Raw genomic sequence first — 25,924 nt, 5'->3', positions numbered from 1 at the left:
GACCAATTACAAAGGATATTAGCCCTTGAAAGAGATTAGCAAGCAAACTACCACACCGAACAGTGCAACACCTTCGATAAGGGCAGCCGCGATAATCATAGCAGTCTGGATCTTACCACCAGCTTCTGGCTGACGCGCGATAGACTCCATGGCTGAACCACCGATTCTACCGATACCCAAACCAGCGCCAAGGGCAACCAGACCAGCACCGATACCGGCACCCATGATAGCCAAACCGAAATCGGTTGTAGCTGCTACTGCTTGAAGCAAAATTGCTAACATAATTATAGTTATATATAGTTAAAAAATAAAAAACAGATTAATGATGCTCGTCACCGTGATGCTCTTCCACTGCGCCACCGAAATACATCGCTGAAAGCAGGGTGAAGATATAAGCCTGAAGCAGGGCCACGAACAGCTCAAGGAAGTTCATGAAAGTAGCAAACGCCACACTCAAAGGACCTACTGCAATGCTTTGGAAAATAAAGATCAAGCTAAACAGCGACAGGATGATAATGTGACCTGCCGTGATATTCGCAAAAAGACGAACCATCAGGGAGAACGGCTTGGTAATAATACCGATCAATTCAACCGGAATCATGATCGGAGCCAGCCATACAGGAACACCTGGCGTAGCAAAAATGTGCTTCCAGTAGTTCTTATTGCCGCTAAATACTGTGATCAAAAGTGTCAGCGTAGCCAACACCAGCGTTACCGCGATGTTACCAGTCAGGTTAGCACCACCTGGCATCAAACCAAGCAGGTTGTTGAACCAGATAAAGAAGAACACTGTCAGTAGGTACGGCATGTAGCGCTCGTACTTCGGGCCAATGTTCGCCTTGGCAATCTCGTCACGGATAAAGATGATAATCGGCTCAAAGAAAGACTGGATGCCTCTCGGCGCTTTGCCGTTGTTTTTCTTGTAGCTTCCGGCAATTGTGAAGAACACCGCAAAAAGCAGGGCCACACTAAGGAAAAGAGAAGCAACGTTCTTTGTAATAGATATGTCAATCAGAGAAGACTGGTCAGCGGCTGGCTGTCCGTTGGCATCTGCACGATAGATGTGGCCGTGGCTCACTATGTAACCATCGTAAGGCACTAACTCGTGATTCTCGTCATAGAAGTTACTTGATGAAAACACCTTCGGAGTACCGTTATCGATCAGGATAACAGGAAGGTAGAGCGTCACACCATCGGCAAAATGCCAGTTGTAATCATCCGCGATGTGATGGGTGATCATATCGCCTGGCTTAAACTCGCCGCCCTCAACCGGAGCCTCTGCAGAAGCAGTGATCGTCAGGAAGGAAAACAGTAAAATAAATAACTTCTTCATTAAGAGAGATTTAGAAGCAAATTTAAAATCCGCAAATGCTATTCTTAGTTTTGCTTTTTCAATTGCGGTGCGAAGTTAGTTATTAAGCTGTAGATTTCAAACCCGGTAAATAGAAAATATAACGCGAAGAAGTTGAAAACGAACTGCAGCTCGTTTTCAGAATACATGAACACATAAATAAAAATGACGGCTATGCTGAGGATCATCCGGAAACCCATGGAGCCAAAGTAGTACAACTGAAAGTTATCGGAGTCGTAGCCTACTCCCAGTCGTGACACATAAAAGGCCAGCGCCGTGACTACCACCATAAAGCCTAAAATATACCAGATCAGTGGGTGCAGCAGCGCTGTGCCGGTATAAAAGGAGAGCAAGCCAATACCGATGCTCACGACACCTGTAAAAATGAGGAGGTTTTTGAAGAATTTCACTGCTTTACTTTTTACTTAATGAGATAATTACCAATACCATAGAGGCTACCACGGCCACTACCAGCAGCACAATCGTCATCCAGGGATTTTCGTTGCCCATGTAGTCGTCCAGCTTTGATCCGGCCCAGGCGGCCAGCACCATCGCACCGATCATCTGAAAGGCCAGCCCTGAGTACTTCAGGTACGATTTAAACGATTCTTCGCCCTTTGGCTTTTGATCATCTGCCTGTGACATGTGCTGCTTTGTTTTTCAAGGATTTGCAAAATTACGCTTTTTTAATGGGCTTCTCTGCAAATCGGTTTTATTTCGCCAGCTTTTTAAGGTACCTCAAATGCCTTCTGAGGGCTGAAACCATTTCTTATTTTCTATAGTTCAATAGCGAGCTTCAGGCTTTATCCACAGTCCCTTACATAATTGGCATATTATTGTATTTTTGTAGATGCCTTATGGCCTGCGCTCCATTTCAGCCCGGATACTTTCAAGTATAGCCAGGGCGTTATAAAGGAATAAGCGGCAGGGCTGCCCAACTTATACTGCACATTATCTGTACTTTGAGCAAAAACTCACTATATATCCTCTACGTGCTGGCCTGTCTTATGCTGGCGGGCTGTTCTGCTGAGCGCAATAATCCGCTCAGCAAAGCTTATCATAACACAACAGCCCGCTACAACGGCTATTTTCTGGCTAAAGAGAAACTTGAGGCGATCGAAAAGAGCATACAGGATCAGACGGTGTATGATTACAACCGCCCACTGCCCATCTTCCCGCCCATCGACTCCACTACTTATAAAGCACACGCCGCCGACCTGGAGGATGTGATCAAGAAGGCCTCTTTCCCAATCCAGTACCACCCGAACAGCAAGTGGATCGATGACAGTTACCTGGTCATCGGCAAGGTGCGCTTTTATGAGCTCAATTTCCCGGAAGCCGCTCAGACCTTCCGCTATGTAAACTCCACAGGCAAAGACCGCCACGTGAAACACGAGGCGCTGGTGTGGCTGATGCGCTCATTCCTGAAGCTGGGGGAGACAGACAATGCCTGGCAGGTATCGGAATTTCTGCGCAAAGAGCGCCTGAACCGCGACAATGCCCGCGAGCTATACCTGGCACGTGCCGAGTACCACCTGATGCAGGGCGATACCGCCGCTGTGATCGAGAACCTGGACCTGTCCCTGCCAAATTTCACGGAGCGGGATGACCAGTCGCGGGTGCGCTTCTCACTGGCACGCCTCTACCAGGATCGTGGACAAAGCAAGGAAGCCTACCAGCAGTATAGCCACATCCTGCGTCGCAACCCGCCTTACGACCTGGGCTTTTTCAGTCGTCTATACCTGGGCCAGGTATCGGAACTGGACGATGTTCAGGACCTGAACCGCATTGCTGGCTACTACCAGAAGATGCTGCGCGACGAGAAAAACACCGAGTACCGCGACAAGATCTATTACGAGATGGCTGTGTTTGAGCGCCGCCAGCAGCACTATGACAAAGCCCTGCAGAACATAGAGGCTTCGCTGAAGACACCTGGCTCTATACCTAACCAGAAAGCCTATACCTATCTGCTGGCCGGAGAGATCTATTTTGAGAACCTGAGCAAGTACGACCTGGCGCAGGCTTACTACGACAGTGCCGTGCAGGTATACCCGCAGCAGGCCATTGAATATGAGCAGGTGCTCGAGCGCCGCAATATCCTGGCTGATTTCGCGAAGCAATACAACACCATCCAGTTGCAGGACAGTTTGCAGCAGCTGGCTGCCATGAGCGAAGGCGAACGCCTGGCCTTTGTGCAAAACCTGGTGCAGCAGGAAGAGGAAATAAGACAGCAGGAACAGGCCCGGCAATTGGAACAGGAAAAGCAGCGCAAAGCTCGTCGTTCGCAGGAGCAACAAGCAGCCGTAACGGTCGGAGGCCGTAACAACCCGAATTCGGCCATCGGAGGCGGCAATACAGGAGGCGTGTTCTATTTCGACAACCCGGCGGCAATGGCCACAGCCCGCTCTGAGTTCGTGAGGCGCTGGGGCGACCGTCCGCTGCAGGACAACTGGCGACTCCTGAGCCGTGGCGAAATAGAAGGTGGCCAGGATGAAGCCGTTGCTATGGAGGCCCCTGTTGAATCCGCAGCAGAAGCTGAGACAGAAGAGAATCGCTCTGCCCGCCTGCAGACGCAGGTGGAAGCCTACCTGCAAAATATCCCGACCACTACGCTGGCCATACAGCAGTCTGAGAAACTGCTGGAGGACGCTATGTTCCGTCTGGCTAACATCTATGCCCAAAAGCTCAATTCACCGGAACAGGCCACTGCTACATTCGAGAAGTTTTTGCAGCGCTTCCCTCAATCCGAATATGCAGCCGAGGCGCACTACAGCCTATACCTGATCTACAGCCGGGCAGGCAGCGAACAGAAGGACATCTACTATGCCAAGATCAAGCAGCAGTACCCTAGCACAATTTACGCGAAGCTGGTAGACGACCCGAACTACATGAGCCAGAACGCCCTTGACAACATCAAGGCACATGCACTTTATGATTCTGCTTATGCACAATACGAGTCAGGCGAATACCAGCAGGCAACTGCCCTGCTCAAAGAACTGAGCCAGGTATACCCGCTCAACGACATACCTGATAAAGTGGCTTTCCTGCACGTGATGATCACCGCCCGCTCCGAAAGGCCCGAGTTGCTTCAACAGCAACTGCTGGCATTTAAGCAGCAGCATCCATCCAGTCCGCTAACCCCACGTGCCGACGAGCTGCTTAAGCGCTACCAGGAGCTGGAAAGCAAGCAGCAGCTCCGGCAGGAAGCTCCTGCGCCGCCCACTGCACAGCAAACCGACGAGCGCTCACCGGAGCAGCGTGTCAACAGCAGCATCGCACTGGCATCGGCACGTGATCGCAATGCGGCCCTGCAACAGCAGCGCCCAGCCGCGGCGTTTCCTTTACCTGATACAACGGCAACAAACCGCCCCGACACGACAGCCACTGCTCAGGTTGGCACGCCTTTGGATGTAACAGCTGTGGCTCAGGATACAGCGACAGCACAGGCACCCGAGGTACAGCCTCCTGCCGCTGATCCGCTGGCTTATACCAGCGCTCCTGATTCGGCCTATTATTTTGTGATGCTGTACCCAACGGAGCATGCCGCCTTCAAAGACATCGAAGCAAAGTATGAGAAGTATAACAACACCTATTTCCGCAACCAGAAGCTAACGTTGGATCAGCAGCCATTCGACGGCAACAGAGGCGTACTGCTGATGCGGGCTTTCACTAACATGAAAGAGGCACAGGCTTATAACATCAAACAAAAAGCACCTCAATCCCCGATTGGCAAAATTAGAGGCGTAGAATTCATTACCTTTGCAATATCATCCGACAACTGGCAGAAGTTGCTTCAGAAGAAGGATGTAGAAGAATATCTGAATTACTTCAGAACGAATAATTAACATGGCAACAACCACCCGCCCAAAACCAAAAACGGTATTCCCTAAGGTCATTTCCACAATGTGGCTTCTCTTCCTGAGTGGCCTGGCTGTGTTCATACTGTATATTTATGCGGTCAGCGTCAACTTTCTGAACCTGTTCGGAGACCTGCCCAACATGCGTACGCTCGAGAATCCGAAGAGTGCCCTTTCCTCTGTGCTTTACTCCGCCGATAACAAAGAGCTGGGCAAGTACTTCCGCGAAAACCGCACCCCGATCGAGTACGCTGACCTGCCCGAAAACTTTGTACATGCCTTGATGGCAACAGAGGATATCCGTTTTGAAGAGCACTCAGGTATAGACCCTGAAGCCATGGCCCGTGTAGCTGGAGGAATTCTGATAGGCAGCTCCAAAGGCGGGGGTAGTACCCTAACGCAGCAGCTTGCTAAAAACCTGTTCCGTACCCGTGGCGAAGAGCTAAACAACGGTTACCTGAATGACAAGCCGGGCTTCCGTACGCTTATTCACAAAACAAAGGAGTGGATCATGTCGGTGAAGCTGGAGCAGTCCTATACCAAGCAGGAGATCATGATCATGTACCTGAACATTTTTGAGTTCGGGAGTAATGCCTTTGGTTTGCAGTCTGCCGCCAAGACTTTCTTTGGTAAAGATGCAAAGGACCTGGAAGTGCAGGAGTCAGCGGTGCTGGTTGGCTTGTTTAAGAACCCGAACCACTATAGCCCGAAGTTTAATCCGGAAAATTCGAAGCATCGCCGCAACGTGGTGCTATCGCAGATGGTGAAGTACGGCTACATGACACAGGCCGAGTACGACAGCCTGAAAGAAACTGATATCAAACTTAAATACCGTGTTGAGAACCAGAACATTGGTCTTGCACCCTATTTCCGTACCGAAGCCAGTAAGTTTTTGCTGAAGTGGTGCCGCGAGAACGGCTACGACCTGTATGCCGACGGTCTGAAGATTTACACCACTATTGATTCACGCATGCAGACTTATGCAGAGCAGGCCGTGGAGGAGCATATGAAAGATCGCCAGAAAGAGTTCTTTGCACACTGGAAAGGACGCAACCCCTGGATTGACCGCCAGGGCAAGGAAATCCCGAATTACCTGGAGAATGCCATTAAGCGCACGGACCGCTATCGCAACCTGAACAGACGCTTCGATGGCAACCAGGATTCTATTAACTACTATCTGAACAAGAAAATCCCGATGACCATCTTTACTTATGATGGGGAAAAGGAAGTTCAGATGAGTCCGCTTGACTCGCTCAAGCATTACAAGCATTACCTGCAGACTGGCTTCATGGCGATGGAGCCACAAACGGGTCATATCAAGGCCTGGGTAGGCGGCATCAATTACAAGCACTTCAAATACGACCACGTGAAGCAGGGTGCCCGTCAGCCTGGCTCTACTTTCAAGCCATTCCTGTACACGGCCGCTATCGAAAATGGCTACTATCCGTGCTACGAGGTGCTCGACACGCAGGTATGTATACCATTAGGTGACGGTACAATGTGGTGCCCGAACAACGCTGACAACAAGTTCTCTGGTGAGAAGTTTACGCTCCGCAAAGCAATGGCGCAGTCCGTTAACTCAATTTCAGCCTTCCTGGTGAACAAGCTCGGAGCCGAAACACTGGTTAAGACGGCCAAGCGTATGGGCATCTCAACACCACTGGAGGCCAACCCATCACTTGCACTGGGTGTGAATGACGTGACACTTTATGACATGGTAGGTGCGTATGGCACCTACGTGAACAGTGGAACCTGGGTAGAGCCAAACTTCATCACCCGTATTGAAGACAAGCATGGCAACGTGCTGCACGAATTTGTGCCGAAGACAGTAGACGCCCTTAGTGAAGAAACTGCTTACATGATGGTGCACATGCTCAAGGCCGCTGCTGAGCCGGGTGGTACTGCTTACTATGGCCTTCGTCACCGCAACGGACTCAAAAACGAGATTGGCGGTAAGACGGGTACAACCCAAAACTATTCTGATGCCTGGTTCATGGGCATTACACCGGATCTGGTAGCTGGTGCCTGGGTAGGTGGCGATGACCGCTCTATCCACTTCCGTACCATTGCGCTCGGTCAGGGTAATAAGCTGGCCATGCCGATCTATGGCAACTTCATGCAGAAGGTATATGCTGACAAATCTTTGGAAAGATCAAAAGGCCCCTTCCCTAAACCTTCTACGCCTTTATCGGTAGAATTAGATTGTTCTAAGTATAATAATGGCATGTCGGTAGACTCCCTGCAGCAGGATCAGTTCTACCAAACCCCTGCCCCAATCGACTTAGATGCTTTCTAATGGAATTTGAGCATGGCTGCAAACGAGAAGCTACGGGAGAAGATTTCCCATTTACCACATAAACCGGGCATTTATAAGTTCTTTGATGATGAGGGCATCATCTATGTAGGCAAAGCGATTGATATCAGGAAGCGTGTCAGCTCCTATTTCAATCGCTCTGCCCAACATAACAAAAAGACGCTAAAGCTGATCTCCAAGATCAAGGACATCGAATTCACGATTGTGGACACCGAAGCCGATGCTTTTTTGCTGGAAAACAACCTGATCAAGCAATACCAGCCCAAGTATAACATCCTGCTCAAAGACGGGAAGACTTATCCGTACATCTGTATCGTTAACGAGCGCTTTCCGCGAGTGATCAGCACGCGAAACAAGATCAACGACGGTTCCCGCTATTTCGGTCCTTACCCAAGTGGCACCACCATGCATGTGGTGCTGGATCTGATCCGCACCTTATACCCTTTGCGTACCTGTACCTATAACCTGTCCCCCGAAAATATCGCTGCTGGCAAGTTTAAGGTTTGCTTAGAGTATCATATCGGTAACTGCAAAGGCCCTTGCGAGGACCTGATTGATGAGACGACTTACAATCAATACATCTCCCAAATCAGAAACATCCTTTCAGGTAACCTCTCTATCGCTAAAAATTACTTTAAAGATCGTATGGCCGAGGCAGCGGCTGATTATCAGTTTGAGCAGGCACACCGTTACAAGCAGAAACTAGACCTTTTAGAGGACTTCCAGGCTAAGTCTACTGTTGTTAGTAATACCCTTTCTAACATCGATGTTTTCTCGATCACATCTAATGAAAAATGCGCTTTTGTTAACTACTTGAAAGTAATGAACGGCTCCATTATTCAGACGCAATCTTTAGAGCTGCATAAAAAGCTGGATGAAAGCGATGAAGAGTTACTTGCGACAGTCATTGTGCAATTGCGGCATGAGTTTGAAAGTACTTCCCGCGAAATCATCACGAATATAGAGCTCTCTCTTCCACTAGATAACATCACCATTACCCAACCGCAAATAGGCGATAAGCGCAAGCTGCTTAATCTTTCTCTGAAGAATGCCATGTACCTTCGCAAAGAGCGCGAGGGACGTCAAGAGCAGAACAAGAGCTTAGGCGAGCAACGTGAAATGCGGGTACTGGAAACGTTAAAAAAGGATCTCCGCCTTACTGAGTTACCCCGTCAGATCGAATGCTTCGACAACTCAAACTTTCAGGGGGACAATCCGGTCGCATCGATGGTCTGTTTTAAAAACGGCAAGCCGAGCAAAAAAGACTACCGTCACTTCCACATCAAATCCGTTGTTGGGCCCAATGACTTCGAGTCGATGTATGAAGTGGTGACACGTCGTTACAAGAGGTTGATAGAAGAAAATCAACCACTACCGCAACTGATTATCATCGATGGTGGCAAGGGGCAGCTGAGTTTTGCTGTAAAGGCACTAAAAGACCTTGATCTATGGGGTAAGATTGCTATTGTGGGTATAGCCAAGCGGCTAGAGGAGATTTTCTATCCGGGTGATAAGCTTCCGCTTTACATCGATAAGAAGTCAGAGTCATTGAAGCTTATCCAACGCTTACGAAACGAAGCGCACCGTTTTGCAATCACTTTCCACCGCTCCCGTCGTGATGCTGGCACCTTGAAGACTGAACTGACGGATGTGAAAGGTATTGGCCCAAGTACAGCTGATGCGTTACTTCAGAAGTTCAGATCAGTAAAGAAGCTCAAAGAACTCACGCTGTCAGAATTGACTGCCGAGGTCGGTCAGCGAAAAGCTCAGATTCTCTACGATTTTTTCCACAGCACCAATCGAGAGGCTTGAGTTAATACTCCTGCATTTATCTATAGCTAAAGTTATCGCCTTCTTAGTTATAGACTTAATGGCTCAACATATAAATAGCTTTGTAGCCAGCTACTTCTGCTAAGCTTATCTTTATTGAGCTAATTTGTCTGTGCTCAATCTTAGTTTGCTCGGAAGGCTTGAAACAAAAAAGGGGAGATCTTTTCAGATCTCCCCTTTTTTATGATTGTCTTACAATTAGTAGCTCCACAGGCTATATTCGTACTCGATCAACGCTTCAAGCGCTTCCTGAGCAGCTAACAGGCCTTTCTTACCACCACCGTAGATATCGCCCAGCGCTCTGTCGTTCGGATTAGATATTTTGGTGATATAAGAGCTGAACAGCCACAGATCAAATGCATCAGCCAGGTTCTTGTGCTGTGCATCGTTCTGAGCGTTGTACCAGATAGCAGTTTCAGGATTGTTTCTGAACACCTTTACCAGATCGCTCATTTTAAAGCTGCCTACTGTCTGCTCGAAACCAAGTGGGTTAAGCGTAGAAGGCACTTTAATGCTGATCGTTTGGATATCGTGGTACATACGAGAACGCTTCTTGTCGAATACTACGTTCTCTTTCAGCTCCAGCAGGTATAGCTGCTTTGCAAAGTACTCGTTGCTTACAGGACCAGTCTCTTGGGTAGCAGTTGTACCCAGGGCAGCGCCCCAAGCATCATCATCTTCCTCTTCCTGACCGAAACCAGCTGCTATTTCCTCCTCTGTCAAACCGCCGCCCATGTCTTTGGCAGTCATGTTCGCCAGAAATTCTTCTCTGGTTAGCGGTACATTTACAGAGTCTGTCTTATAGGCCACCAACTCGCCGCTTTTTACAGCATCGATCAAAACTTTGGTGATCTCTCTGTTTTCAGAAAACAAAGGTCTGTTTTGCTTTTCGCGCAAGTCGATCTTACGCCAAACCGTTTTCTTGAACAACACATCAGACTCCGGAATAGGTCTTGCTGATGGATTACTGGACTGCGTGGTAGACACTTGCTGTGCTACTGCTCCGTAAGAGAGCATCATACCAGCTGCTACACCTATTACTTTGATAAGTTTCATACTCCTTGTAAGCTTCTAATCTTAATTAGTTAAGTGGGATAGTGAAGATACCGTCGCCTGTTGGTTTCGCGTCTACCGGATTGCCCTGATAGTTCAGGCGCTTCACTTCCATTACTTCGATCGTAACACGGTCGCCTTTGGCAGCTTTAGAGGCAAAACGGCTCAAGTCACCTGTTGGGCTAGAAAACTCAGCCTGATCAACTGGGTTAGAACCTCTTACCAGGAACGCTCTCCACTTCGTTACTCTATAACGTGCTTCTTGTGGCAAAAATTGCTTGAAGCCTTCGTCAGCGATCGCCTGTATCTCTACTGCTCTGATGCCTTGTGCTGGCAAACCTCTCTTCTGATCTACTGGTCTTCCGTTCACTACAGTTTGTAGAGATGGTCTTGGAACCGGACGAACTTTGAAAGTTTCTGTACCGATTGCGTTACCTCCGCTGCTTACAGCAAGCTTAACCTCTGTAGTAGTAGGGATGACCGTAACCTGACCTTTCTTAGCACCTTTGATGGCAGAACCACCAGAAGCAGAGAAGCTAGGATCGTAAACCGCACCAAGAGCTGGTACCTGTACGTTCAGTTCGTTAGCACAACCCAGGTATAGGGCCTGCACTGCAGCAGACTGTACCTGAATAACTGGCTTCGCTACAATGTACTCTTCTGTTACGTCAAGTACTTCCTGCTCACCATTCTTGTCGATGATAACCTGACCTTTCCAGGTCTGCTTTGAGTTACCATCAGCATCGTAGTTAGAGGCAGCCGCCGTAAATTCAATCTGACCTTTACCGTCTACTACGTTGATTGGCTTACCCTGGAACGTCATCTTTGGCGTGATCGCATCAGAAGAAGCGGCGATAAACATATCAGCCTTATACTTTGTACCTGCAGCTACTGTCTTAGACTCAGCACGTGCCATCGCGAAGATCTTCTCGAACTTGATGATGTCAGCACCTACTTTTTGAGCCAGGTTCTGCAGGGCATCAGCTTCATACTTCAGAATCTCTGCTTCTTTCTGAGAAAGTGTTGCAAGCGCTGCTACCAGTGGAGTAGCTTCGAAGTTCAACTGAGCGAAGTCTTTGTTGCGCTGGCTACGGTCTTTAGCAGCCATTGGGTCAGTCTTACCGTCACGTGCCAGGATGTCCGGCATGCTTGGATTGTACTGCTTCATGAACTTTGCATAGTTGTTCAAACGCTGCTCTAACTCGTAGGCTGCACCATTCTTCGCACTTGCAGGTCCAATCATGGTCATAGCAACCTGATCTTCCGCACTAGGGTTTGAGTATCCGGTTTTCTCCTCGTTCTCTCCACCAGTTCTCTCGATCAGTGTAGCGCGCAGACCACGGATATACTCTACCAGTTCTCCTGTTTCTTTTCTAACAGCATTGGCGCTCTCGAGTACAGTTCTGTCTTTGTCTCGGTTACCACCTTCGCTGACCTTGGATTTAATATTCGTTACAACTCCGCTATTGTCAGTTTGCGTTTTATTGTTGACGTCCATAAGACTCTCATCAATAAACTGAAACTTTAACAGGATAGCAGAGTTCACTTGCAGGGCGAGAAGTGCGGTCAGTACCAGGTACATCATACCGATCATCTTCTGCCGTGGTGTCTCTTTTCCTCCAGCCATTTTCTACTTAGTTACTGTTGTTTTCTTGTTGATTTAGGAAATGTTGCGCAATTAGCCTTTCATAGCTGTCAGCATGTTACCATACACTGTGTTCAGTGAGTGTAGGTTATGCGTCAGTTTAGAAACTTCTTGCTTGAACTGCTCTGTGTCCTTGCTGGCATCGGTCAGGTTTTCCATGGCCATGCTCAGGTTTCCGTAGAACTTGTTCATTGCTTTCAGGTGGTTGTTAGCATCCTGAAGCTCCATCTCGTAAACAGCATTTAAAGCACCTAAGTTTCTTGTCATGCTCTGTACTTGCGTATGATACTCCTGCGCATCGTTAGTAGCAACAGCCATTTTAGACAGTGCATCCGCTGTTGTGGCATAAGCTTCTGTAATGCGGCCCAGCTGGTCACCGGCAGCTTTCACGCGTACACCGTACTCGTTTGTAGCAGCAGTAGCCTGGCTCAGGTCAGCCATTTGAGCAGCTGTTTCGCTCAGTCTGTTCAGACCAAGACCTAGTGTGTTAATTGTAGCAGGCGTGATGTCAGCATCACGCATCATTTTGTCAAGCTCCTTAGTAACTGAATTGTTGTTTGAAGCTGTAGTTGGGATAAGTGCCTCACCTGCATAGTCATCCGCCAGCTGTGGGTATACTCTTGCCCAATCTGGATCGTGTGGCTGTGGTTGGAATGCGCTCAGGGCAAAGATTACGGCCTCTGTACCAAGACCTACAATCAGCATAATGTCGGCACCTGGCCAGTGCTGAATTTTAAACAATGCTCCGATAATTACGACTGCGGCACCAAGACCATACACTTTGGGCATCAACACGTCGTATAAGAAACTGCGACCTCTAGCTTTGCTCATTTTGTTTTCAAAAATTAAATGTGAACGATTGGGTATTAAATTGTTTAGTTTTTAACTGTAAAGAACACTTCTACTTATTATCTGAACTCTCTTCCTGAAGAACGTCCCAGGTAGATCATCGCGTTACGGAAACCGATATACGATCTGGCTGAGTCCTGATATTCGAAGTTACGGGTGCCAGTTTCAAGGAAGTATGCAATATCTTTCCAAGAGCCGCCTCTTACTACTTTGCGAGGCTCGTTATCATCATAGTAAACCGGGTTCAAGTCCCAGGTAATCGGAACAGTAGCATCAGCGTAGGCATCTTCGCACCACTCCGCTACGTTACCGGCCATGTCATACAGACCAAAGTCGTTCGGGAAGAACTGAGCTACAGGAGCTGTATAAGTAAAGCCATCGCTGTAGTAGTCACCACGGCCCGGCTTAAAGTTAGCTAGCAGACAGCCTTTGGCATTGCGCAGGTATGGGCCACCCCAAGGGTATGTTGCCATGTCGCGGCCGCCTCTGGCAGCGTATTCCCACTCAGCCTCAGACGGCAAACGGAACTTAGGCATTGGCGCCATGCCGTTATCAGCGTTGGCCTGGTTCTTATGCTTCGTTCTCCAGTCAGAGAAGTACTTGGCAGCAAACCAGTTCACACCCACCACCGGATACTCGTCAAATGCCGGATGAGAAAAATAGTACTCCATCAATGGGTCACCCATGTGGTATGTGAAGTCACGCACCCAAACAGTCGTGTCCGGATACAGGCTTGTCATCACAAAGTCTTCTCCCAGAATATCGATCGAGTCATTGATCATTACTTCAATGAACTGACGGTATTCGTTGTTCGTAATCTCGGTTTCGTCCATATAGAAGCCGCCTATTGTTACCTGCTTGTTCAGGTTCGCCATAGTTGCCGCTATATCCTGATCAGCCTGGCCCATGTGGAATGTTCCGCCCGGGCAGGCAACCATGCCGTAAGGTACAGCTTGTGGATTGTAGTCTGGTCGATCCTCTGCGCCTACTAGGTCGCCTTGCGGTCCTCTTCTTAACCCACAACTCGCAAGCAGTACCACCGCCAAAGCGAAGGAAGACAGCTTTAATAGTTTGTTCATGATGACTTTGGAAAAAGTAAATTTTTTAGCAATGATTTATGCACACTATTTCTGGTGTAGCAAATATATTGAGAATTAGAAATAAAACAAAAACAATTAAAATTCTCACTTATTAATAATTTTCAAACGGTACAATATCAAGATTATTATACCATAGGAGAATTATTTTAACTGTATTTTTTCAAGAATACAGCTTTTCAGTGATAAATACAATATCATGAAAATTTATTTAGTGAAATTATAGCGAGGGGTTCGCACTGGCGGTCTGAACCGAACAACAGGTTCAGGTAATCGATAGGAAACCATCACTTCATGTGATGTTGGGGCCTTGGCCGCTTTATTAAATGTTGTGAGATCTAATGCATATCCTACCCGCAGCGCGTTGTCCTGCAACATCGCTATACCCACAAGCGCACTAACAGCTTCCTGATGCCGAAAATTCAATCCGCCCCAATATTTTTCATCAAATGTTACGCGGGCGCCTGCATCAAACGAAAATGTCTCTGTATCATGCTTTAAGAGGGCTGTAGGAGTAAGTACCAGCTGGTTGGTAAGTGGTAAATGGTAGCCACCTGTCAGGTAGATGTGGTTTTCACCTACTACGCGCCCGCCTCCTGTGTTATCTACGTCCATAAACTGGTAGCTCGAGCGCAGCAAATTGGTTACGCCAGCGCCTGCATAAAAGCGCTCTGACTCATACCATAGACCACCTCCCATGTCAAATTTGGAATCGGAGCTGTTGAAGGGGATGTTCGGGTCTCCTTCGTCAATAAACCGGTAGCTGCCTTTTCTTATATTATTTATATTGCCCTGCACACCTATACCTAACTTGCCTTCGCCCACATTCAGGTGAAAGGAGTAGGAGATGGCGGCCTGTTGAATACGGGTATTAGCGATCTGATCCTGCACGAGTGTGATACCTACACCGCCCTTCAAAAGCCGCACCGGGGTGTGGGCCGTCAGGAGCAATGTGCGTGGCGAACCGCCATCGTCAAAGGAGGCATCATAGTTCAGCCACTGGTAGCGGTAGATCGATTGTATCTCCGGGCGATTGGTTATACCTGCGTAAGCCGGGCTGATATACATACCGTTGAATCCGTAATGGGTAAACTGAGGCTGCTGCTGCGCCCAGGAATTCAGGTGGCAGATGAACAGCAACAAAACGGCAGGTATAATCTTTTTCATAGAATGTTGCAGCTAAGCATGCGTTAACTGGACGTTAAAGAGCCAGAGTTGAACCAAATATATATATTAAACAGTAAAACGCAAAAGCAAGCAGATGGTTGATTCTACTTGCTTTTGCGTTTTACTGTTTTAATCCTGCCTGTTTTAAGCCTGATTTATTTCTTTTGGTTCTGGATGTATACCTCGATCGCTCCAGTCATGGATGGTGCATTTGGCATCGGCGCCTCTATATCAAGCTCCAGCCCTGCATCGCGCACTGCCTTAGCCGTGGTTGGCCCAAAAGCTGCTATGCGGGTATTGTTCTGCTTGAAGTCAGGGAAGTTGATGAACAGTGAGCTTATACCGGAAGGACTGAAAAAGGCGATGCAGTCATAGGTCACATCGTCCAGGTCAGACAGGTCTGCCGCTACTGTTTTATAGATCACTGCCTCTGTGTGCTTGATCTTATTTGTCTTCAGGAAGCCCGGGATGTCGTCTTTGCGGATGTTAGAGCAAGGGTACAGGAACTTCTCGTTCTTGTGCTTCTTGATTACCTCAAACAGGTCTTTGGCTGTTTTCTCACCTACAAACAATTTACGCTTACGCAGGGTAATGTACTTCTGCAGGTAGTAAGCCGTCTGGTCTGAAATACAGAAGTACTTCATATCCGCAGGCATCTCTATCTTGCTCTCCTGGCAAATTCTGAAAAAGTGGTCTACTGCGTTGCGGCTGGTGAAAATCACAGCCGTATGCGACAGGATGTCCACCTTGTCCTTACGGAACTCTTTGTAGGAAACAGGCTCTACCTCAATAAATGCCCTGAAATCAACCTTGATACCGTACTTTTCTGCTATCGAGAGATAAGGAGAGTTGTCGGTGGTAGGCTGTGGTTGCGTTACGAGTATACTCTTGATCGGAATACTGTGTCTTTCAGGATTTGCCCAAGCCTTTTCTTTACTTTCAGCCATAGAGTATGGAAGTCTGTTTTTATAATATAAGCCGCCTGCCGAAACCGTCGATTTTGTGTTTTTAAAAGTTAAACACGATAAACTTCAGCATGATGGCTAACGGAATCACTTCTGTGGCGCAAAGGTAAGAAAATAAATGCAAATTTATCACAGAAGTCTGCTTATTTACTGTCACAAACACACGAATAATCGTGATTACCAGCAGCAAGAGCACCGCCATACTCGAAACGGTGAGCACTGTGTCGGGAGCCACCTGGTTAAGCGAAAGGTATAGCAGCATGACTACTGGTAGAAAAAGGCCCAAAAACAACAGAGAACGCAGAAACTCACTGAATTGAACCTGCACGATCTGCTCTAACCCGAAAATATAACCCATCACTTTCAGGAAAAGGTACTTTAGCAGGATGACAGCAAAAATCAGGAAGGTATAGAACAGGATCTTGGTCGTGATATCGGACTCAGACACCGGAAAAAGACGGTTAAAGATGCGCACATGCTGCACATTGGTATGAATAGCCGCGATCAGCAGCGCCATGGACATTGAAAAGGCGATAATAAACAGCACGCCTGACCAGGTACCAAGCGGCTTGGTCAGGATTCCCTCATCCAGAGACCTTGTGCGCCAGAAGGATTGCACCCCGAATACGGCTTGAAAGTCAGAAGGGAAAGTAGTCTTAAGCCCCCCGTACAGCAAACCGATCAGCAGCATGAAAATGATAAAAGCGTTCTGATTGACATATTCCCGCAGCCGCACCGAGAAGCTCCCCTGCATCGTTTCGTTATCGTTTCGCTCTGCCTGCACCCGGTTGCGGAAAGACCCGACATTGGGGTGCTGCGACGGATGCCACACTGACAGCAGGTAGCGACCGTTCACGGGTTTGACCCGCTTGTTCCACGTAGCCAGGTCGAAGGTATAGTTGGAAGTGGAGTCTGCCGTGAAGATCAGCTGGTTGTTCAGAAAAAGGCACAGGTCCTTCTGGGCTGTAAATTCTATCACAAACGGCTTCGTGGGAGCCATGGTCACCCACTGGTGCACCGCACTGTAGCCTCCGTGTAGGTTGGTGGCATAAGGCACCAGGTCACTCGAGCCAGCATCGTATACCTGCCAGTTGCCATTCAGGGTATTTTTCTGCTCCAGCGGCAGCACCTGTGCCTGTAGTGGCCAGGTCAGCACCATTAGCAGCAGCAACAGCCTGAAGCTATACCTTATGCGGTTTGTAAAATACACGGTCAGAATGAAAAATTTGGGAAGCTATACCTTAAGAATGGAGCACACCCTGCATTTGCAGCATGCTGATGTCAATGAGATGCTCATCGGTGATGGAATCGGGCACGAACACAAAGCGCTTGTCATAGATCTTGCCGTCGATGTAGTAGCTTACCCAGTATTCGTTGTTGAGCTTGAACACGGATGGGTCGATCACCTCCACCTGCACAAAGCTCTTGGCCTCTACACGCTCAAACATGTGTCGCAGCACGGAGGTTTTCACTTCTTCGTCTTTTATAGTGCCGTAGCCTTTGGATGTGACAAACACATTTTCGAGCGCCACACTATTGTTGTTGATCAGGTATACGTTCCAGGTGCGCTCTTCTGGCGACTCGCCTGTGAAAGCAATGGCCACAGCCACCCCCTGAACCGGAGTGAAATCAATATCTTTCTTCATTTAATCTTTTGTAATGCCTGCCTCAAATAGGGTAGCCAGGTGGCCCAGTAGTTTTTCCTCTACTTCAGCCATCGGCAATTCGCGGCCCAGCTCTTTTGCCAGCGACGTCACCTGCTTGTCGGTTATGCCGCAAGGTACGATGTTATTAAAATAATCTAAATCGGTGTTGATGTTAAAAGCGAAACCGTGCATGGTTACCCAGCGGCTGCACTTCACGCCCATGGCGCAGATCTTGCGCGGGTTTTTCTGCTCCACATGGTCCAGCCAGACGCCGGTGAGGCCAGGTATACGGCCCGCTTCTATCCCGTAATCTTTCAAAGTCAGGATAATCGCCTCTTCCAGGAAACGCAGGTACTTGTGTATGTCTGTAAAGAAGTTGTCGAGGTCCAGGATGGGATACCCTACGATCTGCCCCGGGCCATGGTAAGTGATGTCGCCGCCACGGTTGATCTTGTAAAAGGTGGCACCTTTTGCCTTAAGGCCCTCTTCGTTGATCAGCAGGTTGGATTCGTGTCCGCTCTTGCCCAGGGTATAGACGTGCGGATGCGAGCAGAACAGCAGGTAGTTAGGCGTTACCTCCTGCGCTTCGGGAGCTGCTGTGCGGTTACGGGATTTCATCTCCAATATACCTGTAAAGAGCTTGTCCTGGTAATCCCAGGCCTCTTTGTAATCGATCAGCCCCAGGTGCTCAAATTGTATGGTCTTGTTCTGTGACACGTCTTTTCTCCCTTCTTGCAAGGTATAGCCCCAGGGCTGACAACCGTGCTGGCCGGGCCTCTATACCGTTAGTTTCCAACAAAGATACGGCCGCCCGGGGGCATACGCAAACGGCAGCTCAGGCAGCCACCGTAAAACCACCTGCCCGCATAATAAGTTTAAAGCTCTTATGACAACACCGCAAGCACCCCATCTCTCTACCGGCGCCAACGGCGAAGACCTGGCCTGCGACCTGCTGCACCAGAAAGGCTATCGCATCCTGCAGCGCAACCTGCGCATGGGCAAAGCCGAGATCGACATCATTGCCCGCCAGAACGACACATTGGTGTTTATAGAAGTGAAAACCCGAACAAACGATGATTTTGGCTATCCGGAGGAGTTTGTGAACCGTCGAAAGCAACGGATGATCCTGAACGCAGCAGACTCTTACATCTTAAAAACAGGCTGGCAGGAAGACATTCGCTTTGATATCATCGCTATCACGATGAGCAACCCGCCGGAGCTATTCCACATTGAAGATGCCTTTCACTAACGGGCCGAGGCGCGCTTGTCCAGCTTGTCCTTTTCGAAGATAAGTGTGCCGTGGCGATCGTATTGCTTGACCAGGTATGGCTCTGCCTGCGGTTCGTATGGTGTTTTGGGGTACTGGTATTCATATTGGCGGCGGGCCCTAAAGTCAAAATGCTTCACCCAGAGACCTACTTTGCGCCCCTTTTGGTACTGCCCCATCCATTCCAGCTGACCATTTTCATAGAAGCGGTAATACGTTCCCTGCACCTCCCCATAGGCATAAGGGATCACTTCTTTTATCTTTTTGGTGCCTTCGTAGTATTTCACCACGGCATCACGCAGAAAGCCTTTCTCAAAATGCTCTTTTGCTAACAGTATACCGTCACGGTTGTAGCGTTCCCAGCGCAGGTGCTTGGTACCTACATAAAAGTAGCCTTCTTCCATCACTTCACCGCCCTGCTCCTTTTTGTAAGGGCCGTGCAGTACTTTGTGCTGCTCGGGATTCAGTTCGCCGCGCGTCTTGTAAAGTTTGCGTCGCTTGGTGTCATAGTAGTATTTTTCGGGCGCGTAAGGGTCAGGTTGCTGAAACTCGGCCAGGTAGCTGAAAGACTCGATCACCTCCCGGTCGCCTCGTCCGCCTGACTTCACAAAGCCACGGGCTACTCTGTCGCCCATAAAATAGCGCTTGTCAGCTTTCTTCTTGCGCTTTTTCGGCTGCTTTTCCTCCACATTTGCCAGGGAATCCCCTATTTGCACAGAAGGCTTGGCGGTATCGGCCAGAGCGATGGCTTCGGCTTTAGCACTTTGCTTTTCGGCTGCGCGGCTCAGGTTGTAGTCGCTGTTATAGGCAGTAGGTTTGCAGGCTGCAACACCTAGCACCACAGACAAAACAAGCCAGACAAGATAGAGCGTGTGCCTCATATGTTTTCGTTCAGATAAATGCGCTTCTGTTTTTCCCCAAAAGCTATACCTTGTTTAAGGTAACGTAAATATGCAGATAAATCATATACCTGCCAACAACCGGTTGGGCAGGTATAGTCCCTATAACTTTAAGTACGCATCCTTAGTTCATCAGATACCCCTAAACCAAAAGCGGCACCCAGTCGGGCGCCGCTTTTGTGCTGTTAAGTGTAATTTATGAAAAGTAATGTTATTCTTTGTCGATCAGGTCCACGCTGCGCTTCACAAAGGCAGTCAGGGCTGAACCGGAAAGCATATTCTGCGACAGCAGGGCAAGGTCAAAGGCCTGACGGGCGATGCGCTCCTTGTTGTCGTCCTTAGCCTTAAGGATACGCTGGTTGATGCTATGGTTGGCATTGATGGTCACGTTGTAGGTATCCGGCATGTTACCCATAAACATCATACCGCCACCGCCACTCTTGCTCATATCCTTCATGCGGCGCATAAACTCAGGCAAGGTAATGATCACTGGTGCATCGTCCGGAGTCATCGGTGCTACTTCTACCTGCATGTTCTGGTTGTTGATTGCCGTTTCGTAGATCTTCTTCAGGTCCTCCTTCTCGGTATCGCTCAGCACGCTATCATTTGCTTCGTCTTTCTCGATCAGCTTGCCGATCGTTTCAGAGTCTACCCGCTTGAGTGAGGTTTTCTCCAGCTTCTGCTCCAGCATACCTATAAAGTGGCTGTCGATGATGGAGTCAAGCTTGAGCACGTCGTAGCTGCGGTTCTGAGCGGCCTCTACGAAAGCATGCTGCTTGTCAGCATCGGTGGTATAGAGCATCACCAGCTGACCGTTTTTGTCAGTTTGGTTGGCCTGGGTATAGGCCTTATATTCTTCTAAGGTATAGTACTTGCCCTCGGTGTTCTGCAGCAGCACGAAATCTTTGGCTTTTTCATAGAACTTGTCATCGCTCAGCATGCCGTATTTGATGAACACGTTGATGTCTTCCCAATTCTTCTCAAAGGTTCCACGATCTTTCTTGAAGATATCGTTCAGCTTGTCGGCTACCTTCTTGGTGATGTAGGTATTGATCTTCTTCACATTGAAGTCAGCCTGTAGGAAGGAGCGGCTTACGTTCAGCGGAATGTCCGGCGAGTCAATCACACCGTGCAGCAGCATCAGGAACTCCGGTACTACGTCTTTCACCTCGTCGGTAATGAACACCTGGCGGGAGTAGAGCTGGATCTTGTTGCGCTGAATCTCGAAATCGTTTTTGAGTTTCGGGAAGTACAGGATACCGGTCAGGTTGAACGGATAGTCCACGTTCAGGTGAATCCAGAACAGTGGTGCTTCTGAGAACGGGTATAGCTCCTTGTAGAAGTTCTTATAGTCTTCGTCGGTCAGCTCCGAAGGCTGCTTGGTCCAGATCGGATTCGGGTTGTTGATCACATCGCCCTCAAACTCCACAGGCACCGGCAGGAACTTGCAGTATTTATCAAGGATGGTACGGATGCGGGCCACCTCCAGGAACTCCTCTGAATCCTGTGCCACATGCAGGATCACATTAGTGCCCTGATCTTCCTTGTGCGCCGGGGCGATGGCAAACTCGGTGCTACCATCGCAGGTCCAGTGAGCTGCCTCCGCGCCTTCTTTGTATGATTTCGTAATGATCTCCACACGGTCGGCCACCATAAAGGCAGAGTAGAAGCCCAGACCGAACTGCCCGATGATCTGGTTCTGCTCGCCGGCATCTTTGTAGCGCTCCACAAACTCAGTAGCGCCTGAGAAGGCAATCTGGTTGATGTACTTCTTGATCTCCTCGGCCGTCATACCGATACCATTATCCGAAATGGTGATGGTGCGGGCGTCTTTATCCACTTTCACAACCACTTTCAGCTCGCCCAGGTCGCCTTTGTACTCGCCGATGGCGGACAGACGCTTCATTTTCTGGGTGGCGTCCACGGCATTACTCACCAGCTCACGTAGAAATATCTCGTGGTCGGAGTAAAGGAACTTCTTGATAATCGGGAAAATGTTTTCGGTGTGAATCGAAATATTACCTCTTTCTTCCATGTGCTATACTTTTAAAATCTATATTTTAATAAGTGATGTCTTCAAAATCGATGCCTCTAAAAGGACCTGTGACTTGTCTGCCCAAGCGCTTTCAAATCCTGTTCCACAGGAGGCTTCACTGCCCATTTGTGACATGATGTCAGAAAACTAGCCCTGCAGAACAGTTTCAGGTATAGCCTTGGTCTGTTTTGGCATATTTTTCGTGATAGCCCAGGCACAACTTAACTAGCAGCGCATTTGTGCGTACATGCAACATTGACAAAAAAGTCCTATCTTTGTTTTAAAGCCATGCTTTAGGTGCACCGTTTCACGACATATATCGCCCTCTTTCTGTTGCTGCTGTTCACGCGCGCCATGGTGCCGGATCAGTTGCTACTGAGCCTGCACAGCCATGCCCACACGGAGCATAGCCACCCAGGCGATCAGAAAAATGCGCATGTTGAGAAAAAGCACAGCCACTGTCCGGTAGAGGACCTGTTTGGAGCGCCTTATCAGAGCGCCACCATCGTCTATACTTTCAGGGCTCCTGTTATGCTGCCGGAGTATACAGATCGGTATAGCCACCACTCGGCTTTCGATTCCTTTGCCCGCCTCAAGCTGCGCGGCCCGCCGGCTCTCGGCTAAACCTTCCACTCTTTTTCCAGTCTTACGGCGTGTCGCCTCTCCCGACATCTGTTTACAGACTGGCTTATCAGTATAGCATACCTGCTGTTCCCCTATGGGCATCAGGTACTGTCCCCTGGTATTCCCATTATTTATTTTCCTGGCATTAGGGCTGTTCCTATACCTGTGGCTGCTTTTCAGTTGGCGGGTTATTGGCAGGCTGTAGCCAACACCTTATACCTAAACTTTACACAAACTGTGTTCAGATCTAAATTTATCATCGTGCTGTTGTGGCAGCTACTCCTGATAGCCCCTATGGCAGTGGCGCAGGAACAGCTATACCTGGACAGCGACGATCCGGAGCAGGATTGCGGCCTTACCCTTTCTGGTAAGGTGCTGGACCATGACACCCGGGAGCCACTTATTGGCGCTACTATTTATATAGAAGAGCTGCAGCGTGGCACTTTGTCGGACGAATACGGCAATTACCATTTTCATCACTTGTGCCGTGGCAGCTATACCCTTAAGGTCACCTACATCGGCTATGTGATGGAACGGCCTTCGCTGCGGATGACCACCTCTACAGTGCGTAACCTCACGCTGCACGTCGATGCGCGACAGCTCGAACAGGTAGTGATCACAGGCAATCGTCTGCAGGAGCAGGCACAGGCAACCGAAACGCTACAGGGGCGCGAGCTGGAGGAAACTCGTGGTCTTTCGCTGGGGGAGTCCCTGAAAAAGCTGACGGGCGTTAGTTCTGTGCAAACAGGGCCCACTGTCTCTAAGCCTGTTATACACGGCTTGTTCGGCAACCGCGTGGTAATCCTGAATAACGGAGTAAGACACGAATCGCAGCAGTGGGGGAATGAACACGCTCCGGAAATTGATCCGATGAATGCGCAGCAGATGCAGGTGATTAAAGGTGCTGCTGGTGTACGTTACGGTTCCGACGCTATTGGCGGCATTGTGCTGGTGGAGCCCAGAGCGCTACCAGACTCTGCCGGTATAAACGGCGAACTCACTCTGATCGGGAGCACCAACAACCGCATGGGCACGGTGGCCGGCATGGTAGAGGGCCGGCTCCGTCAGTTGCCATTGAGCTGGCGCCTGCATACCTCCCTTAAGAAAGCAGGTAGTGCACAAGCTCCCAGGTATAACCTGGACAACACGGGTTTTGAGGAGCAGAACCTGGCGGCCACGCTGGGTTACCGGCAGCAGCGGTTCGGGGCCGAGCTTTACTACAGTTATTTCCATAGTAAGCTAGGCTTTCTTTCTTCGGCTCACATCGGCAACCTGACAGATTTGGCCAATGCCATAGGCCGGGAGCGTCCGGAGGAGACGGGCAGTTTTACCTATACCATTGCCCGCCCTTACCAGGATGTAACCCACCACCTGCTCAAAGCCAAAGCCTACTACAAAACAGGCGAAGCGGGCGAGCTGCAGTTTACATACGGGCTGCAGCAGAACGTACGGCAGGAGTATGACCGCCACCGCAATACTGGCGACCGGCCACAACTGGACCTCGACCTGCAGACGCACACCACCGAGTTTGTATGGGAACATAAGCCGATTGCCAACATTTCCGGCAGTATAGGGGCCAGCACTATTTGGCAAAACAACTCTTATGCTGCCAATACAAGGCCCTTGCTCCCTTATTTTATCAATACCACAGTGGGAGCCTTTGTATCGGAGAAGTGGAGAAAAGACAACCTGCAGCTGGAGGCAGGTATACGCTACGACAATAAATCGCTTGACATAAAGCGGTGGAACCGTACAGAGGGTGTACTTCGCCCATCTTATACCTTCCACAACTTTTCGGGTAGCCTCGGCGCTCTTTACGACCTGGGTTACCACTTCACGCTGAGCGGAAATGTTAGCTATGCCTCCCGAGCGCCGCATTCTTACGAGTTGTTTGCAAACGGCTTGCATAACAGTGCAGCCTCCTTTGAGCGGGGCAACCCGGAGTTGGTATCGGAAGATGCCTGGAACACAGTGGCCACACTTGGCTATCATTCTAACCTCCGGCTAAACGGAGAAGTTAGTCTCTATTACAATACCATCAACAACTACATTTACCTGCAGATAGCGCCAGACTATGCGCTGGGTATAGGTGGTGCTTACCTGCAAGCCGACTACATGCAGGCCGATGCCCGGTTCTGGGGAGCGGATATCAGCTTCGACTATGCTTTTACCAACCGGCTTGAGCTCAACAGCAAAACGTCACTGGTTTATGCCATCAACCGGGAAACAGGTAATTACCTGCCATTCATTACACCTGGCCGCACTGACAACACCCTCCGCTATAGCTTCGGAAACGAAAGTACATCAAAACTCTCTGACAGCTACCTGGCGCTGGGAGGATTGTACGTGGGCCGCCAGAACCGTTCTGATGAGCAGTCAGATCCTGTTTTACCGGCACCTGCTGCCTACTTTCTGCTGCATGCAGAGGCCGGCACTAACGTGCAGTTTGGCAAGCAACAGGTGGAGCTAGGTATAGTGGGCAGCAACCTGCTTAACACCAGCTACCGCGACTACCAGAACCGACTCCGCTACTTTGCCGACGAACTGGGCCGCATGGTCATGTTCCGCATCAAGGTCCCGCTGTAGTCAACCTCAAAGAATTCAAATTATTTAAACCTCAAACAGTTTAATTTATCATGAAAAAATTATTTAGACCTTATATCGCTTTTCTATTAATGGGTAGCTTACTTACTTTCTCAGCTTGTAAAGACGAGGAGGATCCAGAGCCAGATCATGAGCATGATATTGTTACAACGGTAACTTTAACCCTGACTCCTACCAATGGTGGCCAGGCAGTTACAGCTATTTGGGAAGACCATGATGGCCCGGGCGGCAACGCTCCTGAAGTAGACGAACTGGTGCTTAGCGCCAACACCACCTACACCGGATCTTTGACTTTTGCCTCTGAAGAGGAGCACGGTGATCACCATCACGCACACGACCTGACAGAAGATATTCGTGAAGAAGGAACAGCGCATGAGGTTTTCTATCTGGTAACGCCACAAGGCTTGGTTGCTTTTAATAAAACAGACAGAGACGCAAATGATCGCCCGATTGGTCTGGAAACAACAGTTACCACCACTGAAACCGGATCAGGCAAGGTACGCATTCTGCTTAAGCACCAGCCAGGCACTAAGAGCAACACCAGCAACGAGAACACTGGCGAGACAGATGTAGATATTACATTCGACACCAGAGTTCAATAGTTTGCCTATCAACTATTTTGAGAGCGGGTACTAGTTGGTACCCGCTCTTTTTTACTCTGTGAACCCCATTATTCAATTGCTCATGCGGCATGCATCGGCATAGTATAGAACTTTGCAAC

General features: G+C 49.1%; 22 protein-coding genes. 7 read left to right on the top strand and 15 right to left on the bottom strand.

Annotation, left to right across the window (positions count from 1 at the left end; translation table 11 throughout):
- Window positions 1-18: 18 nt before the first annotated feature.
- Genes atpE through AC5FXQ_RS08930 form a run of 4 tightly spaced genes read right to left on the bottom strand, consistent with a single transcriptional unit; the run spans window position 19 to window position 1,996 of the window.
- On the bottom strand, window positions 19-282 hold the full coding sequence (atpE, locus tag AC5FXQ_RS08945; protein WP_007653345.1) for an ATP synthase F0 subunit C: 264 nt from the start codon (window positions 280-282) through the stop codon (window positions 19-21).
- A 37-nt stretch (window positions 283-319) separates the two neighbouring features.
- Window positions 320-1,333, bottom strand: a complete 1,014-nt coding sequence (atpB, locus tag AC5FXQ_RS08940) for a F0F1 ATP synthase subunit A (protein WP_493602122.1) — start codon at window positions 1,331-1,333, stop codon at window positions 320-322.
- A gap of 44 nt (window positions 1,334-1,377) precedes the next feature.
- Window positions 1,378-1,761 (bottom strand): hypothetical protein, encoded by a 384-nt coding sequence (locus tag AC5FXQ_RS08935; RefSeq protein ID WP_493602121.1) that lies wholly within the window; start codon window positions 1,759-1,761, stop codon window positions 1,378-1,380.
- Between the two features lie 4 nt (window positions 1,762-1,765).
- Window positions 1,766-1,996: an AtpZ/AtpI family protein gene (locus AC5FXQ_RS08930; RefSeq protein WP_007653348.1), complete on the bottom strand. Its 231-nt coding sequence runs from the start codon at window positions 1,994-1,996 to the stop codon at window positions 1,766-1,768.
- 317 nt (window positions 1,997-2,313) lie between these two features.
- Here AC5FXQ_RS08930 and porW point away from each other — a divergent pair, with 317 nt between their 5' ends.
- From porW to uvrC, 3 genes are read left to right on the top strand one after another with little or no spacing between them, the layout of a single operon-like run.
- Window positions 2,314-5,196: a type IX secretion system periplasmic lipoprotein PorW/SprE gene (gene porW, locus AC5FXQ_RS08925; RefSeq protein WP_493602120.1), complete on the top strand. Its 2,883-nt coding sequence runs from the start codon at window positions 2,314-2,316 to the stop codon at window positions 5,194-5,196.
- A 1-nt stretch (window position 5,197) separates the two neighbouring features.
- Window positions 5,198-7,504, top strand: a complete 2,307-nt coding sequence (locus tag AC5FXQ_RS08920) for a penicillin-binding protein 1A (RefSeq protein WP_493602119.1) — start codon at window positions 5,198-5,200, stop codon at window positions 7,502-7,504.
- 12 nt (window positions 7,505-7,516) lie between these two features.
- Window positions 7,517-9,334 (top strand): excinuclease ABC subunit UvrC, encoded by a 1,818-nt coding sequence (gene uvrC / locus AC5FXQ_RS08915; protein WP_493602118.1) that lies wholly within the window; start codon window positions 7,517-7,519, stop codon window positions 9,332-9,334.
- 216 nt (window positions 9,335-9,550) lie between these two features.
- Here uvrC and porN read toward each other — a convergent pair whose 3' ends face one another.
- From porN to lipB, 9 genes are all read right to left on the bottom strand, one after another.
- Window positions 9,551-10,408 (bottom strand): type IX secretion system ring subunit PorN/GldN, encoded by an 858-nt coding sequence (gene porN / locus AC5FXQ_RS08910; protein ID WP_007658785.1) that lies wholly within the window; start codon window positions 10,406-10,408, stop codon window positions 9,551-9,553.
- Window positions 10,409-10,433: 25 nt separating this feature from the next.
- Window positions 10,434-12,032, bottom strand: a complete 1,599-nt coding sequence (gene porM, locus AC5FXQ_RS08905; RefSeq protein WP_493602117.1) for a type IX secretion system motor protein PorM/GldM — start codon at window positions 12,030-12,032, stop codon at window positions 10,434-10,436.
- A gap of 51 nt (window positions 12,033-12,083) precedes the next feature.
- Entirely contained in the window at window positions 12,084-12,881 is a 798-nt protein-coding gene (gene porL, locus AC5FXQ_RS08900; protein WP_493602116.1) for a type IX secretion system motor protein PorL/GldL, read from the bottom strand.
- Window positions 12,882-12,958: 77 nt separating this feature from the next.
- Window positions 12,959-13,978, bottom strand: coding sequence for a T9SS ring complex lipoprotein PorK/GldK (gene porK / locus AC5FXQ_RS08895; RefSeq protein WP_493602115.1), 1,020 nt, complete (start codon window positions 13,976-13,978; stop codon window positions 12,959-12,961).
- 225 nt (window positions 13,979-14,203) lie between these two features.
- On the bottom strand, window positions 14,204-15,163 hold the full coding sequence (locus AC5FXQ_RS08890; RefSeq protein WP_493602114.1) for a PorP/SprF family type IX secretion system membrane protein: 960 nt from the start codon (window positions 15,161-15,163) through the stop codon (window positions 14,204-14,206).
- Window positions 15,164-15,318: 155 nt separating this feature from the next.
- Complete coding sequence (locus AC5FXQ_RS08885; RefSeq protein WP_007656327.1) at window positions 15,319-16,110, bottom strand: uroporphyrinogen-III synthase; 792 nt, start codon at window positions 16,108-16,110, stop codon at window positions 15,319-15,321.
- A 61-nt stretch (window positions 16,111-16,171) separates the two neighbouring features.
- Entirely contained in the window at window positions 16,172-17,338 is a 1,167-nt protein-coding gene (locus AC5FXQ_RS08880; protein WP_493602113.1) for a DUF4271 domain-containing protein, read from the bottom strand.
- Between the two features lie 31 nt (window positions 17,339-17,369).
- Window positions 17,370-17,774: a hypothetical protein gene (locus AC5FXQ_RS08875; protein WP_493602112.1), complete on the bottom strand. Its 405-nt coding sequence runs from the start codon at window positions 17,772-17,774 to the stop codon at window positions 17,370-17,372.
- Entirely contained in the window at window positions 17,775-18,512 is a 738-nt protein-coding gene (lipB, locus tag AC5FXQ_RS08870; RefSeq protein ID WP_493602111.1) for a lipoyl(octanoyl) transferase LipB, read from the bottom strand.
- A 148-nt stretch (window positions 18,513-18,660) separates the two neighbouring features.
- Here lipB and AC5FXQ_RS08865 point away from each other — a divergent pair, with 148 nt between their 5' ends.
- Window positions 18,661-19,023, top strand: a complete 363-nt coding sequence (locus AC5FXQ_RS08865; RefSeq protein ID WP_493602110.1) for a YraN family protein — start codon at window positions 18,661-18,663, stop codon at window positions 19,021-19,023.
- Here AC5FXQ_RS08865 and AC5FXQ_RS08860 read toward each other — a convergent pair.
- A complete protein-coding gene (locus AC5FXQ_RS08860) occupies window positions 19,020-19,922 on the bottom strand; it encodes a toxin-antitoxin system YwqK family antitoxin (RefSeq protein WP_493602109.1) in 903 nt (300 codons plus the stop codon). The genes AC5FXQ_RS08865 and AC5FXQ_RS08860 overlap by 4 nt on opposite strands.
- A gap of 229 nt (window positions 19,923-20,151) precedes the next feature.
- A complete protein-coding gene (htpG, locus tag AC5FXQ_RS08855; RefSeq protein ID WP_493602108.1) occupies window positions 20,152-21,975 on the bottom strand; it encodes a molecular chaperone HtpG in 1,824 nt (607 codons plus the stop codon).
- 297 nt (window positions 21,976-22,272) lie between these two features.
- Here htpG and AC5FXQ_RS08850 point away from each other — a divergent pair, with 297 nt between their 5' ends.
- From AC5FXQ_RS08850 to AC5FXQ_RS08840, 3 genes are all read left to right on the top strand, one after another.
- On the top strand, window positions 22,273-22,599 hold the full coding sequence (locus tag AC5FXQ_RS08850) for a hypothetical protein (protein ID WP_493602107.1): 327 nt from the start codon (window positions 22,273-22,275) through the stop codon (window positions 22,597-22,599).
- A 237-nt stretch (window positions 22,600-22,836) separates the two neighbouring features.
- Window positions 22,837-25,185, top strand: a complete 2,349-nt coding sequence (locus AC5FXQ_RS08845) for a TonB-dependent receptor (RefSeq protein ID WP_493602106.1) — start codon at window positions 22,837-22,839, stop codon at window positions 25,183-25,185.
- A gap of 89 nt (window positions 25,186-25,274) precedes the next feature.
- On the top strand, window positions 25,275-25,805 hold the full coding sequence (locus tag AC5FXQ_RS08840; protein ID WP_493602105.1) for a hypothetical protein: 531 nt from the start codon (window positions 25,275-25,277) through the stop codon (window positions 25,803-25,805).
- Window positions 25,806-25,924 lie beyond the last annotated feature (119 nt).

This window comes from Pontibacter sp. LHS1 (assembly GCF_058932855.1).
Note: the sequence above shows the minus strand (reverse complement) of the source record. Positions and strands in the feature narration are given on the sequence as shown.

Bases quoted from the DNA above. Each gene is read 5' to 3' on its own strand.
- htpG (WP_493602108.1), bottom strand. From the start codon at position 21,975: ATGGAAGAAAGAGGTAATATTTCGATTCACACCGAAAACATTTTCCCG.
- AC5FXQ_RS08865 (WP_493602110.1), top strand. From the start codon at position 18,661: ATGACAACACCGCAAGCACCCCATCTCTCTACCGGCGCCAACGGCGAA.
- porN (WP_007658785.1), bottom strand. From the start codon at position 10,408: ATGAAACTTATCAAAGTAATAGGTGTAGCAGCTGGTATGATGCTCTCT.
- AC5FXQ_RS08885 (WP_007656327.1), bottom strand. From the start codon at position 16,110: ATGGCTGAAAGTAAAGAAAAGGCTTGGGCAAATCCTGAAAGACACAGT.
- uvrC (WP_493602118.1), top strand. From the start codon at position 7,517: ATGGCTGCAAACGAGAAGCTACGGGAGAAGATTTCCCATTTACCACAT.
- atpE (WP_007653345.1), bottom strand. From the start codon at position 282: ATGTTAGCAATTTTGCTTCAAGCAGTAGCAGCTACAACCGATTTCGGT.
- AC5FXQ_RS08930 (WP_007653348.1), bottom strand. From the start codon at position 1,996: ATGTCACAGGCAGATGATCAAAAGCCAAAGGGCGAAGAATCGTTTAAA.
- AC5FXQ_RS08840 (WP_493602105.1), top strand. From the start codon at position 25,275: ATGGGTAGCTTACTTACTTTCTCAGCTTGTAAAGACGAGGAGGATCCA.
- AC5FXQ_RS08875 (WP_493602112.1), bottom strand. From the start codon at position 17,774: ATGAAGAAAGATATTGATTTCACTCCGGTTCAGGGGGTGGCTGTGGCC.
- porK (WP_493602115.1), bottom strand. From the start codon at position 13,978: ATGAACAAACTATTAAAGCTGTCTTCCTTCGCTTTGGCGGTGGTACTG.
- AC5FXQ_RS08860 (WP_493602109.1), bottom strand. From the start codon at position 19,922: ATGAGGCACACGCTCTATCTTGTCTGGCTTGTTTTGTCTGTGGTGCTA.
- porL (WP_493602116.1), bottom strand. From the start codon at position 12,881: ATGAGCAAAGCTAGAGGTCGCAGTTTCTTATACGACGTGTTGATGCCC.
- porM (WP_493602117.1), bottom strand. From the start codon at position 12,032: ATGGCTGGAGGAAAAGAGACACCACGGCAGAAGATGATCGGTATGATG.
- AC5FXQ_RS08890 (WP_493602114.1), bottom strand. From the start codon at position 15,163: ATGAAAAAGATTATACCTGCCGTTTTGTTGCTGTTCATCTGCCACCTG.
- atpB (WP_493602122.1), bottom strand. From the start codon at position 1,333: ATGAAGAAGTTATTTATTTTACTGTTTTCCTTCCTGACGATCACTGCT.
- AC5FXQ_RS08920 (WP_493602119.1), top strand. From the start codon at position 5,198: ATGGCAACAACCACCCGCCCAAAACCAAAAACGGTATTCCCTAAGGTC.